Source organism: Mesorhizobium sp. SARCC-RB16n (assembly GCF_008520305.1).
GTDB lineage: Bacteria > Pseudomonadota > Alphaproteobacteria > Rhizobiales > Rhizobiaceae > Mesorhizobium.
The window spans coordinates 26966-40407 of record NZ_ML703255.1 but is presented as its reverse complement, the minus strand read 5'-3'; the positions used below and the strand labels follow the sequence as shown (position 1 = coordinate 40407).

The following is a 13442-nucleotide window of genomic DNA, read 5'->3' as shown; positions in this document are numbered from 1 at the left end:
CGCATTCCTTCCATCGGGGTCAGCATCATGTCCTCGTGCTCGATTGACAAGACGTCGTCGTAGCCGACCTGCTTGAGCGCGGTACAGAACTGCCGCCACCAGGTCTCACCGTGACCGTAACCGAGTGTGATGTAATTCCAGGCTCGTTCGGCATATAGGTTTGGTGGACGTGGATCCAGCGTGCCGTCGATGGCCGCGGCGGTGGGCTCGATCCGGGTATCCTTGGCATGGACATAGTAGATTGCCGAGCCGAGCGTGCGAACGCCGGCAATCGGATCCGCCCCCATCCACAGCGGGTGACTGGGATCATAGTTGGCGCCGACCGTCTCTCCGACAGCGTTACGCAGCTTGAACAAAGTCTGGTACACGACCTCCAGATCCACGGGGATCTCCCGAAAGAAGCTCTCCATCATCCAGACGCAGAAGGTGATGTTGAACGCGGTGTAGGTGGCGATCAAACCCAGCCAGCTGTCGAGCAGGCCGAGCTTGAGCATCAGCAGGTAGACCGGAATAAGGATGACGACCGGCGGCACGATGCGCAGCGTCAGCAGGAACAATCCGACCTTGCGCTCCATCGCGAAAGGCAGACGAAAGCGCGCGATCACATAGGCGCCCAACGCGCCGGCCACCACGGCGATCGCAACCGAGAAGAACGTCACCACCAGCGAGTTGGTCAGATAGGCGCCGCTTCCGATCCCATCCAAACACGATCGATGCAAACCTGAACGTTTTGCATCACGCTCGATGAATTCGACGGCGACCGGGAGCTCAAGTTCAGTTCGCCAGGATTTGGACCTTCTGGCCGCCGACTAGGACAACATGGAAACGGTGGCCAGCGAGAAGTTCGAAGCCGTCAAGCTGGCGGACTTGATCTGCGATTTTTACTATGGACTGACATACATACCGATACCGATTTCCCCGGGGCTCGATATGCGGCAACCCCAGGACGCGCAGCCGCGCCGCGGGATCGGCCTACACGAGGTTCACCAGCGCCGTTGAACCCGCACTGAGGCTAACTCGACGGGAACAATTAACTGACCGTCTTGTTTAGCGACGATGGCGGCTGACATCGAGCCTTGCGCGGCCGCGGCTAGCGGGAAAAACAGATGCTGGACAAGGCCTGGCGAATTACGAAATCGAGCGTGGCCGGCTTCATCGGCGACAGCGCTTTCAGTCATGGCGCCGCAATGGCGTTCTTCGCCGTGACCTCTCTGGGACCCATTCTCTTGTTGGTCGTGGCCGTCGCAGGCCTGGTGTTTGGACAGGCCGCGGCGCGCAATGCCGTCGCGGGTCAACTGACAGGCCTGATGGGCGGTCAAAGCGCGGACGTAATACAAAGCGCACTTCGAAGCGCATCCAACCGATCGTCTGGTGCCATCGCAACGATTGTAGGCCTAGTCACGCTGTTGCTGACAGCCTCGGGCGTATTCGGTGAGATGCAGACGGCCTTGAATGAAATCTGGAAAGCAAAACCCCAAGGAGGCTCGGTCTCTCGCTTGATCCGTGCGCGAACGGCCAGCTTGGGACTGGTGATCGCCCTCGGCTTCCTGCTGATCGTTTCGCTTGCTGTGAGCGCCGCCATTACCGCGCTAGGCGACACGATCAATCGCCTTTTGCCGTTTGGATCGATCTTGATTGAAGGGCTGAATGTCTTGATTTCCTACCTGCTGATAGCAGTGCTCTTCGCCACCATATATAAGGTCCTGCCGGACCGACATCTGGAATGGCGCGACGTGTGGTTCGGAGCGTTTGTCACAGCCGCGCTTTTCACGGTTGGCAAAAGCCTGATCGGGTTGTACCTGGGTAGCAGCGCCATGGGATCTTCATTCGGAGCCGCCAGCGCGTTGATCATTGTGCTGCTCTGGATCTACTACTCTTCGCTGATTTTTCTTCTCGGTGCAGAATTCACTCACGCCTACTCTTTGCAACACGGAAGCCGGTGACCCTTAGTGAAGCTTCACCGGGTTGAGCGAAGGCCGCAGAGGGGCCGCCTGCGAGGAGAAGACGCGATTAAGTGCGGGACTGACGTTCCTGGAGCAAGCACAGATCGATCGACGTCACCACGCGCCCTGGAAACCAACCGTCGTTTCGGGCCCGCCGCCAGCGCCGGGCGTATCCCGCTGGTAATACTGACACGGACCCGAGACGACCAAGCATGGCGCACCCGCCGCCGTCGACTTCCTCCCGGTATGACCCGATCGGACTCGTTGCCGTGCGCCTCAGCACTCAGCCTCCGGCAAAACCGAACTGGAACATAAACGCGCAGGGCTGGTTGATGGTGGGAAAGGAGACCTCATGATACGCATACTCGTTCAATTCGCTGCCCTCTGTCTGGCCTACAAATTCGGCAAGCAAATAGGCCGTGAGCAGGGCCGTCTTTCACCAGCAGGCCAACCGCGACGCCGCTCCTTTTCGGAGGGGGGTACCGCACAAACCGGTGAGCCCCACGAACAACAAAGTTAGTGCTTGCAAACTGCGGCCATCTGCGAGCCGCCGCAGGCCACTGCTGGACGACAAATTACTGCGGCATGGCGCTCCAACAGATCCACCCGGCAACTCATCGTGCGGGCACTCTGCAAGCCGCGTGAGCGTCAGCGCGACGAGGGCCGACGGTGCCTTCTCAACCTGGTAATCGCAGAGGGTCCGACAGTGATTATGCCCCCGCAGTCAATCCGCACCGTCAACTTGTCGGCTTTGCGATCGATGCGGATGATATCCCCGACGAGAACGATGTCATCTCCAGTGCGGGTTTTGGGTGGCGGGTCAACCGAATAGGGTGGCCATACGACGGAATGCTTACTTGGGCCCGTCCGCTGGGCAGTATCGAGGTGACGGTACCCGTCAAAGCGACCTCGTCACCGATCGAAATTCCCGGGGCACGCTGTAGTGTAGCATAGGCCTCCTCCGGCGCTTCCAGATATCAATGCCGGCAAACTGACTTGGTTGCGTGAGATCGTAAGTCTCTCTCGGCTCGGTGAGGCCGAGCACCCGCCCCCTGTGAGGCTACAAGCCGGTTAGGAAGTGCAACGCCGCTGATCAAGATTGACCGCCCGCGATTCAGGAACTCACAAGCTCGCGCGGTAATCGCCCGGGCGCCGCGGACGTCGTCCGACATGCTGCCCTGAGCAGCGCGTCTTTTCCAACTCGTCAGATTGTCTTTTCGCGGCAGCTACATGCCACTTGGGCAACCAGTCACCGTTCAACACTAGCAACCAAGGTTCCATTGCCAGCTAGGTCGCGGTAGCAGTCTGACCGCAGAGCCGCGCCCGCGGTGAGGTCGTTTAAAGTCATCTCTCTGAAATCTCGCAGCGAGTCCTCTTCGCCGCGGCCAGGCGCGTTCCTGAGCACGAGGGCATTGATGAAAGCGGTGTCGAGCAGAGGCGTTCTGGCAGATACCGTTGTTTTAGCCTGTTCCCGCCAACTGAAGTACCCCCCGTGGGTGTGTCAGGCTCGAACGGTTCAGCCCGATTGCCAGCGTCTGCCTTTCCCGTCAGCCGAGGGCAAACAGACCGGAGCTGGGCTCCTTGGATGCGCTGCGGGTAGCTCCTCAAGAAGACCCGAGATCGTTCATGCGACGTGGCTGATACCGAACATGATCTGCGCCGAATTCGGCCATGCCGCCGCGCTCGGCACCTCACGGCCCGCGGATCAAGTCAAAGGCAGTTGCACGTCCTGACCAGCAAGAACACGCCCACTCCGTAAGGAATAAACAAAAGCACCATAGCCAACCAGTAGCCAGGTTGCGCCATCGCCGCCAAATCTGATCGAAGCTGTTCCATTTGGCTGTCCAACGCAGGGCAGTTCAGCTTGTTCCCAGGTTGCGATCTCGGAGCGCCTGGCGGCATCCAGGTCTTACGCTCCGAGGTAGAGCGGCAGCCCCCGGGGAATTGGGCTCACGAGGTTTGATTTTGAATTCGCAGGTCGCTCGCACGTGCAACCCCTTGTGCCCCTTCGGCCTCATGCACCTGCCGCCCTGCAATTCTTCCCTCGTTCTTGCTTCAGGAACAAAGCAGCGCTTCGTTTGTTCGGTGCGACAGAGCGGATCGCTTGCGTGGATAGGGTGTTTCGAGGAGCCATGGACCGTCGCCAGTTTACGTTACCAGCGCTGTGCCTATTGATCCTGACCGTTGTTGGGCTGGCACAAAATGCTGCGCAAGCCCAGGCACCGTGCCCTGCCGATCACGACAAGCTGCTCGCCGCCTTGAAGGCCAATGTCAAGGCCAGCGGTGGCCCGGCCAATGGTGGCCTCGAGACCAATGAATGGGCGGCCGTCGTCGCCCGCGACGGGACGGTCTGCGCCGTCGCCTTCAGTGGGCCCACCGTCGATGCACAATGGCCCGGCAGCCGGCTCATCGCGGCCGAGAAGGCGAATACGGCTAATGGGCTCAGCCTGGCGAGCATGGCTCTCTCAACGGCGAACCTTTACGCCGGCGTGCAACCTGGTGGGCCGCTGTTCGGGCTGCAGGCCACCAACCCCGTTAATCAGGCGACAGCCTATGCCGGGGATGCCAAGGCTTTCGGCAGCGCCGACGATCCGCTGATCGGAAAGCCGATCGGCGGCGTCGTCGTGTTTGGCGGGGGCCTGGCTCTTTACGACGGCAAGACGATCGTCGGCGCGCTTGGCGTCAGTGGCGATTCCTCCTGTGCCGACCACAATGTCGCCTGGCGTGTTCGCGCGGCCCTCGGCCTGGACAAGGTCCCGGCGGGCGTCAATCCCAACCGCAAGGATGCCATCATCTATGATCTCGATCCCGGTGGGAAAAGCGCCTCTGGCTGGGGGCACCCGCTATGCGCGGGCACCGAGGCCGACGTCGCGGCCGAACTCGGTTCCGGCGTCGGAGGTTCGACGCCAAAATGAAGCAAACAGCGCAGTCCGTAGTACCTTGCGTCGACGCGGTACGCACCAACCGCTCGGCGGCCTTGCGAAAACGTCTTGAGAGCTTCTCTGCGGCGTTGCTGTTGGTTTGCACTCCCTTGCTGACGGCTGCTTCGGAAGCTCCGCCAGAGTCGGCGATTTCGCCGCCTGCTTCCGCCGCTCCGCGCGACGACGGGCAATGGACGATGCCGGCCAAGAACTACGCATCGACCCGTTACAGTGAGCTCACGGAAATTAACGAAGGCAACGTCAAGAACCTGCAGGTGGCCTTCACCTTCTCAACCGGGATAAATAAGGGCCAGGAAGCGGCACCGCTGGTCGTCGGCGGCATGATGTACATCGTGACCCCCTTCCCCAACATCGTCTACGCGCTCGATCTCACCAAGCCGGGTGCGCCGATGAAATGGAAGTTCGAACCCAACCCTGAGCCTGCGGCGCAAGGGGTTGCCTGTTGCGATGTCGTCAATCGCGGCGCGGCTTTCGCAGGCGGACGCATCTTCTTCAACACACTGGACGGGCACACCATCGCGCTCGACGCGAACACCGGCCAGCCGATCTGGAACGCCCATATCGGCAACATCAACATCGGCGAGACCATCACCATGGCGCCCTTGGTGGTGAAAGGCAAAGTGCTGGTCGGCAATTCAGGCGGCGAGATGGGTGTTCGTGGCTGGGTCAAGGCGCTCGACGCCGCAGACGGTCACGTCGTCTGGACGGCCTACGGCACCGGGCCTGACAAGGACGTGCTTATCGGCCCGGACTTCAGGCCGCATTACGACATGGACAAGGGCAAGGATCTTGGCGTCACGACATGGCCCCCGGAGGCCTGGAGGATCGGTGGCGGCAACATGTGGGGCTGGATTTCCTACGATCCGGATCTCAACCTGATCTTCCACGGCACCGGCAATCCTGGACCGTGGAACCCCGATCTGCGGCCGGGCGACAACAAATGGACGTCAGGCATCTTCGCGCGCGATCCCGATACCGGAGCGGCGAAATGGTTCTACCAATGGAGCCCGCACGACCTCCACGACTATGACGGGATAAACGAGCAGATCCTGCTCGACATGAACTGGCAGGGCAAGCCGCGCAAGGTGCTGGTCCGGCCCGAGCGCAACGGCTATCTCTACATCCTCGACCGGACCACCGGCGAAGTTTTGTCGGCGAAGCCTTTCGGGTCCGTCAATTCCAGCAAGGGTGTCGATCTCAAGAGCGGTCGTCTGATCGAAAACCCGGACAAGAAGACCGGGACAGGCAAGGTCGTCCGCGACATCTGCCCGACCGCGTCGGGACTCAAGGATTGGCAGCCTTCTGCGTTCTCGCCGAAGACCAGGCTGCTCTACATCCCGCATAATAATTTGTGCATGGACGAAGAAGGCGTCGAGGTGAACTACATCGCCGGCACGCCTTATGTCGGCATGAACGTGCGCATGATCCCCGGGCCCGGGGGGAACCGGGGCGCCTTCACCGCCTGGGACATCGCGGCGGAGAAACCCGCCTGGAGTCTCAAGGAGAACTTCCCGGTGTGGAGCGGCACGGTCGTGACCGCCGGGGACGTCGTCTTCTACGGGACAATGGAAGGTTGGTTCAAGGCGGTCAGCGCGAAGACTGGGGATCTGCTTTGGCAGTTCAAGACGGGGTCCGGCATCATCGGCCAGCCCATCACATATCGAGGTCCCGACGGACATCAATATGTGGCGATCCTGTCGGGTGTCGGCGGCTGGGCCGGCGCCATCGTATCCGGCGATCTCGATCCGCGCGACGCCACCGCCGCCCTCGGTTTCGTCAACGCGATGAAGGATTTAAAGGACGCCACAACGGCGGGAGGCACGCTTTATGTGTTCCGGCTGCCCTGAACACTGGGCCGCGCGCCTGGCGCTCGGCATGGCCGCGCTCGCCTTGCTGCTCTTGCCGGCGCGAGCCGATGCCCGTGAACTGAGGGTCTGCGCCGACCCGAACAACATGCCATTTTCCAACGCCGCTGGCCAAGGCTTCGAGAACAAGATCGCCGAGATCGTTGCCGCCGATCTCGGCGCCAAGCTGACCTACACCTGGTGGGCACAGCGCCGCGGCTTCGTGCGCAACACGCTGAAGGCCGGCCTTTGCGATCTCGTGCCCGGCACGCCGGCCAATCTCGAAATGCTGCGCACCACCACACCCTATTATCGGTCCTCCTATGTTTTCGTCACCCGCCAGGACGGCCCGGATGTGGCGTCCTTCAACGATCCGCGGCTGCGCGATATGCGGATCGGCGTGCAACTCATCGGCGACGACGGTGTCAATTCGCCTCCCGTCCAGGCGCTCGGCCGCCGCGGCATCGTCGGGCATCTCGTCGGCTATCCCGTCTATGGCGACTACTCCGCACCCAACCCTCCGGCGCGCATCGTTGAAGCGGTGGCCGCCGGCGACATCGATCTTGCCGTTGTCTGGGGTCCGCTCGCCGGCTATTTCGCCGCCAAGCAGAAAGTGCCGCTCCGCATCACGCCGGTCACGCCTCGCATCGACGGACCGCAATTGCCCATGATCTACGACATCTCGATGGGCGTTCGGCGCGAGGACGATGCGCTGCGCGGCGAAGTGAACGGCGCGCTGGCCAGGCACAAGGCAGACATCGACGCATTGCTGTCACAATATGGCGTGCCGCGCCTCGATGGCCCCGGGAGCCCAGTGCGATGAGGCACGGCGCCGCTATGTTCCTGTTTACGCTGCTGACTCTTGCGGCATGCCAGCGCGAGGAGCGGGACACACGCCCGCAGTCCTCGCTCGGATCGGGCGAGCAGCCGATGCCTGTGACGACATTGGAACCCGGTGGACAGCGGCCTTCCGCCAGCGACAACAAGGCAGCCAGCTTCGAGGCCAATGCTTTCCACCTCAGCGAGGGCAAGCGCCTCTTCAGCTGGTTCAACTGTTCGGGCTGTCATGCCAATGGCGGCGGCGGCATGGGGCCGGCCTTGATGGACCAGAAATGGCTTTACGGCAGTTCGATTGAGAACATCCACGCTACGATCCGGGACGGGCGGCCAAAAGGGATGCCGAGCTTCCGTGACAAAATCCCCGATGACCAGATTTGGGAGCTTGCCGCCTTCGTCCGCTCGCTGAGTGGCAACGCACCCTCATCCGCCGCGCCCCAACGCAATGACGACATGATGCCGCATCCCTCGGAAAACCGCATGCCGGATGCAGCCACCTTGGGGAAGTCACCGTGAAGCGCCTTGCGTGGACCGGGTTCGGCACGGCCTGCGTATTTTTGCAGGGATGCTCGGGATGGCAGTCGGCGCTCGACCCGAAAGGCCCCGCTGCCAGCGAACTGGCATGGCTCATCTGGTTTTTCACCGCGCTTTGCGCGGTGATCTGGGTCCTGGTTATGATCGCCCTGGCGACGCCGCTGTTGATGCGGCCTCTCGCACGTTCCGAGCCGCTCGCGCTCGACTCTGGTGCCGATCGTCGAAAGTTGCGCGTTGTTGTGATCGCCGTTGGGCTGACCGCCGCGATCGTGGTCGGGCTGACCTTGCTAAGCTTCTTCGCCAACAGGACGCTTGCGGCGATCGGCTCCGACGCTGCGCTCACCATTCGCGTCACCGGCCACCAATGGTGGTGGGAGGTGCGCTACGAAGACGCCACGCCAAGCCGCATCCTGACCACGGCGAACGAGATCCACATTCCCGCCGGGGAGCCGGTACGGCTTCTGCTGACCTCGACGGACGTGATCCATTCCTTCTGGGTCCCGAGCCTTTCCGGCAAGCTCGACCTCATCCCAGGCCATATTAATGTGCTGGACATCAAAGCCGACAAGCCCGGCGTATATCGGGGCCAGTGCGCCGAGTTCTGCGGTGCGCAGCATGCGAACATGGGCACCTTCATCATCGCCGAACCGAGGGCAAAGTTCGACGCCTGGTGGAACGACCAGTTGCAGCCGGCTGGCCCTCCAGCGAGCGACGAGGCCAAGGCTGGCGAGGACCTGTTCCTCAGTCGCCCCTGCGTGATGTGCCACAGGATCGGGGGCACTCCAGCGGGAGGAACCGTCGCGCCGGATCTGACGCATATTGCCAGCCGGCGAACGCTCGCCGCCGGCACCTTGACGATGAGCCGAGGCAATCTCGCCGCCTGGATAGCGGATCCGCAAGGCGTGAAGCCCGGTTCCCATATGCCTGTGGTGGAGCTCAACGGCGACGAACTCAACGCCATCGTCGCCTATCTCGAGGGTCTGAAATGAGCAGCGCGGATCTGACCAGCGAACGCGACCTGCCGCCGAAACGCGAGACCGCCAGCAAAGGCGATCTGGCTCCCGAGCCTGACGGACCGCGCGATACCGGCATGGACGATGCCAGCCTCCACCGCTGGCTCACCCGGGCATGGCGCACGCCGCCCGGCATCATCGGCGCCCTGTCGAGCGTCGACCATAAGGTCATCGCAAGGCGCTATCTGATCACGGCCTTCATCTTTCTGTGCCTTGGTGGGCTGAACGCTGTCGCGATGCGTGTCCAACTCTCGGGGCCGCAGCGCGGGCTGATCGGACCGGACCTCTACAACCAGCTGTTCACGATGCATGGCGTCACCATGATGTTCCTGTTCGCTGTGCCCATCGTGCAGGCAACGGGAATCTATTTGGTGCCGCTGATGGTCGGCACCCGCAACATCGCATTCCCGCGACTCAATGCATTCGGCTACTGGATCTACGTCTCGGGCGGGGCCTTTGCCTGGATCTCATTCCTCCTCAACATGGCGCCGGATGTCGGCTGGTTCGCCTATGTGCCCCTATCCGGACCGGAATTTTCCCCCGGCAAGCGCGCCGATGTCTGGGCGCAAATGATCACCTATACTGAAGTATCGTCGCTTGCGGTGGCCGTCGCCACCATCGTCACCGTGTTCAAGCAACGTGCGCCCGGCATGTCGCTGGACAAGATACCGCTTTATGTATGGGCACTGCTGGTCACTTCCTTCGTCGTCGTCTTCGCCATGCCGGCCGTTATGATTACCTCGACCTTCCTCATCCTCGACCGGCTTGTCGGAACCCACATTTTCAATCCAGCCGAGGGCGGCGACGCCCTGCTGTTCCAGCATCTGTTCTGGTTCTTTGGCCATCCCGAGGTCTACATCATCTTCCTGCCGGCGACAGGCATGGTCTCTTCGATCATTCCTGCTTTTGCCCGGCGACCAACGTTTGGCCACCTCGGGCTGGTCCTGTCGCTGATCTCGGTGGGTTTCCTGTCGTTCGGCCTCTGGGTGCACCATATGTTTGCGACGGGATTGCCGAAGCTCGGGGCGAGCTTCTTCACGGCGTCCAGCATGCTGATCGCCATCCCCAATGGCGTGCAGATCTTCTGCTGGCTGGCGACCTTGTGGGATGGCAGACCGGTGATCCGCACGCCGCTGCTGTTCGTCTTCGGCTTCTTCTTCATCTTCGTCATCGGCGGGCTTACCGGCGTCATGCTCGCCTCTGTGCCGCTCGACCTCCAGGTGCACGACACCTATTTCGTCGTCGCCCACTTCCACTACGTGCTGATCGGCGGATCGGTATTCCCGCTGCTGGGCGCGGCCTATTTCTGGTTCCCCAAGATAACCGGACGCATGATGAGCGAACGTCTAGGACGCTGGCATTTCGGGCTGGCCTTCATCGGCTTCAACGCGGCCTTCTTCCCGATGCATCTTGTCGGTCTGTGGGGCATGCCGCGCAGGGTCTACACCTATTCGGCGGAGCTTGGCTGGGGCAACATCAACCTGTTCATCAGCGCTGGCGCGATGCTGTTCTTCCTGAGCTTCGTGCTGTTCACCTTCAACCTTATCCATGGCGCATTGAAAGGGGCACCGGCCGGGGACAATCCCTGGGACGCGGGCACCCTGGAATGGGCCACGTCCTCGCCGCCTCCGAGCTATAATTTCACGCGCATTCCAATCGTGACGAACGTCGAGCCGCTGTGGGCCGAACGAGAGACGCTTCCGGTCGCTACCGGCCTACGCGTCGATGTCCGCGAGTTGCTCATCTCGACCGTGGCCGAGGCCCATCCCGACATCCGCGAGAAATCGGCGACGCCATCGATCTGGCCACTGTTGGCGGCGATCGCCGTGGGCGCCACTTTCCTCTACTCGATCTTCACGCCGTGGGCGATCGTGTGGGGCGCCGTGCCGATCGCGCTCACGCTGGTCGGCTGGTTCTGGCCCAAGGGCGATCCGGAGGACGAGGAATGAACCAGCGGCCCGTCACCGACCTTTCCGCCCTCCCTACGTTTGGCCGTGGTCCTCGCAGCCCGACCTGGTGGGGTACGCTCGGCTTCATGGCGTTAGAAGGGACGGGCTTTGCGCTGGCCGCCGGCGCCTATCTCTACCTTGCGATGTCATGGCCCAACTGGCGTCTGAGCGCCCCGGAACCAAACCATTGGCCAGGAACGGTCGTCACCTTGTTGCTGGTCGCCAGCCTTGTGCCAAACCACATCCTCAATCGCTACGCCGAGCATTGCGCAATCGTACCGGTGCGGATCGGCATGATTGTGATGTCGTTGTTCGGCCTCGCTCCGCTCGTGGTGCGCTGGTTCGAGTTCCCGGCGTTGCATATCTATTGGGACACAAACGCATACGGCTCGCTGCTTTGGGTGCTGCTTGGGCTGCACACCACCCATCTGATCACCGATGTGGGCGACACGATCGTGCTGACTGTGCTGATGTTCACACGCCATGGATATAGCGGCCGGCGTTTCGGCGACGTGGGCGATAACGTCTTCTACTGGGATTTCGTGGTGCTCACCTGGATCCCGATCTACCTGCTCATCTACTGGGTACCGAGGCTGGGCTGATGCGCGCGCTCCGATTGGGAACGTCCTGGGGTGGCCTTCTATCGGGGCCTTTGGCTTGGGCGATCTCCACGCAGCTGAATTACGCGCTTGTTCCTTGGCAGTGCAATCGCCAGGTTCCAGTCGTGCTTCCGATCACATTGCTGCTGGCCTTGCTTTCGCTTCTCGGCGGTATGCTTTCTTGGCGGGCAAGGCGGCAGGGGGGCGCGGCTTTCAAGGCGGAGCGCGCGCGCACCACGGAGCAATTCGTCGCCGATCTCGGCATTCTTGCGGCTTTGCTTTTTGCCCTCGTCATCGTCATGCAAGGCAGCGCCGCGCTCATTCTCGACGAGTGCCTGCGATGAGCTTCGAGGCCTTCTTCTCAACTTCGGTCTGCTATGGCGCCGGCGCGCCCGAAGCGGGATGGACGCTTGCGTTTCCCATCACGGTCCCTTTGGCGGCAATCGCGCTCACCTATGCGGTCGGAGCACGCCGGCTGTGGCGCCGCAGCAGCAGGGGCCGCCCCGAGCGGACGCGACAGGCGCTGTTGTTCGCCGCCGGCTGGGGCGTGCTGACCGGAGCGCTGGTCAGCCCAGTCCATGCGCTTGGCGAACGGGTGTTTGCCGCTCACATGATCGAGCATGAACTGCTGATGGCGGTCGCTGCGCCGCTCCTTGTCGCCGCCTGCCCCGGCGCAGCCTTGATATGGGCATTGCCGGCCGCGCTCCGCCAAGGGACGGGAAGGCTCACGCACGGCAACATTTTCCGGATGGTCTGGTCCGTTGTCAGCCGCCCCCTCAACGCAACCGTCATCCACGGTATCGCGATCTGGATCTGGCACGTCCCCGTCCTCTTCGAGGCAGCACTTCAGCAGGGCGTGCTGCACTATGCCCAGCATGCGAGCTTCCTCGGCACGGCCTTGCTATTCTGGTGGGTGATTCTGCCGCGTGCCGGCCGCCAGCGGGCTTATGGCAGCGCGGTCATGCATCTCTTCTTAACGTCGCTGCACACCGGTCTCCTTGGTGTGCTGCTGCTGTTCTCGCCCAAACTCTGGTACCCCCAGAATGCCGCTGGCGCGGCACTCTGGGGTCTGACTCCGATCGAGGACCAGCAGCTCGCCGGCCTGGTGATGTGGATTCCCGCCGGCCTGATCTATGGCGGGGCCGCCTTGCTGCTTGCCGGCCTTTGGATAAGCAAGAGCGGAATCAGGGAGGCAAGCCATGCGCTCCGGCCTGGCTAGGATGGTGGGCGGCGCGCTCGCCGCGATCCTGCTGCTGACCGCGGCAGTCGCCGCAGCAACCTTGTGGTCCGACCGGCGCGATCGTGTTTGCCACGACTCGGACGTGGCTACCGGCGTGGACGCGCGCCACCCAGGGGGGAAACGCGCGCGCTCCAGCCTGGTCAGAAAGATCGGCGGCGCGCTCGCCGCGATCCTGCTGCTGACCGCGGCAGTCGCCGCGGCGACCTTGTGGTCCGACCGACGCGATCGTGTTCTCCACGAGTCCGAGATGGCGACCGGCGGCGTGGGCGCGCGCGCCATTCCGATCATGACGGCGAATGGCTGCTCCGGATGCCATACAATCCCAGGCGTGCCGGGGGCACAAGGCCAGGTTGGTCCGCGCCTCGACGCCAGCCTTGCCGACCGGGTCTTTATCGGCGGCGTGCTGGCGAACAATCCGGAGAACCTGATCCGCTGGATACGGGAGGCCAGGGAGATCAATCCGCACACGGCCATGCCGTCGACGAGGATCACAGAGCAGCAGGCGCGCGACATTGCCGCTTACCTTTATGCTCTGAGATGA

Annotated in this window: 12 protein-coding genes; 11 read left to right on the top strand and 1 reads right to left on the bottom strand. The window is 62.4% G+C overall.

Going from position 1 to position 13442, the window contains the following annotated elements; translation table 11 throughout:
* The coding region (locus C7I87_RS35800; protein WP_246696171.1) for a TIM barrel protein at positions 1 to 704 on the bottom strand (704 nt) is incomplete at its 3' end.
* Positions 705 to 1106: 402 nt separating this feature from the next.
* On the opposite strand from C7I87_RS35800, the gene C7I87_RS03135 reads away from it, so the two are divergent.
* The 11 genes from C7I87_RS03135 to C7I87_RS03080 all read left to right on the top strand — a co-directional run bounded on the left by C7I87_RS03135 (position 1107) and on the right by C7I87_RS03080 (position 13442).
* Positions 1107 to 1943: a YihY/virulence factor BrkB family protein gene (locus C7I87_RS03135; RefSeq protein ID WP_149902827.1), complete on the top strand. Its 837-nt coding sequence runs from the start codon at positions 1107 to 1109 to the stop codon at positions 1941 to 1943.
* Positions 1944 to 4075: 2132 nt separating this feature from the next.
* The gene (locus C7I87_RS03125) at positions 4076 to 4858 is read left to right on the top strand and encodes a heme-binding protein (RefSeq protein WP_188393713.1); all 783 of its coding nucleotides are present in this window, start codon (positions 4076 to 4078) and stop codon (positions 4856 to 4858) included.
* Positions 4855 to 6732 (top strand): methanol/ethanol family PQQ-dependent dehydrogenase, encoded by a 1878-nt coding sequence (locus C7I87_RS03120; protein ID WP_149902826.1) that lies wholly within the window; start codon positions 4855 to 4857, stop codon positions 6730 to 6732. The genes C7I87_RS03125 and C7I87_RS03120 overlap by 4 nt, the downstream gene beginning before the upstream one ends.
* Entirely contained in the window at positions 6713 to 7552 is an 840-nt protein-coding gene (locus C7I87_RS03115; protein ID WP_149902825.1) for a substrate-binding domain-containing protein, read from the top strand. Before C7I87_RS03120 ends, C7I87_RS03115 begins: the two co-directional genes overlap by 20 nt.
* A complete protein-coding gene (locus C7I87_RS03110) occupies positions 7549 to 8082 on the top strand; it encodes a c-type cytochrome (protein WP_149902824.1) in 534 nt (177 codons plus the stop codon). Before C7I87_RS03115 ends, C7I87_RS03110 begins: the two co-directional genes overlap by 4 nt.
* Entirely contained in the window at positions 8079 to 9089 is a 1011-nt protein-coding gene (gene coxB, locus C7I87_RS03105; RefSeq protein WP_149902823.1) for a cytochrome c oxidase subunit II, read from the top strand. Before C7I87_RS03110 ends, coxB begins: the two co-directional genes overlap by 4 nt.
* Entirely contained in the window at positions 9086 to 11062 is a 1977-nt protein-coding gene (ctaD, locus tag C7I87_RS03100) for a cytochrome c oxidase subunit I (protein ID WP_149902822.1), read from the top strand. The genes coxB and ctaD overlap by 4 nt, the downstream gene beginning before the upstream one ends.
* A complete protein-coding gene (locus C7I87_RS03095; RefSeq protein ID WP_149902821.1) occupies positions 11059 to 11664 on the top strand; it encodes a cytochrome c oxidase subunit 3 in 606 nt (201 codons plus the stop codon). Before ctaD ends, C7I87_RS03095 begins: the two co-directional genes overlap by 4 nt.
* Before the next feature lie 122 nt (positions 11665 to 11786).
* Complete coding sequence (locus tag C7I87_RS35795; protein WP_246696169.1) at positions 11787 to 12005, top strand: hypothetical protein; 219 nt, start codon at positions 11787 to 11789, stop codon at positions 12003 to 12005.
* Positions 12002 to 12880: a cytochrome c oxidase assembly protein gene (locus tag C7I87_RS03085; protein WP_149902819.1), complete on the top strand. Its 879-nt coding sequence runs from the start codon at positions 12002 to 12004 to the stop codon at positions 12878 to 12880. The genes C7I87_RS35795 and C7I87_RS03085 overlap by 4 nt, the downstream gene beginning before the upstream one ends.
* Complete coding sequence (locus C7I87_RS03080; protein ID WP_246696168.1) at positions 12861 to 13442, top strand: c-type cytochrome; 582 nt, start codon at positions 12861 to 12863, stop codon at positions 13440 to 13442. Before C7I87_RS03085 ends, C7I87_RS03080 begins: the two co-directional genes overlap by 20 nt.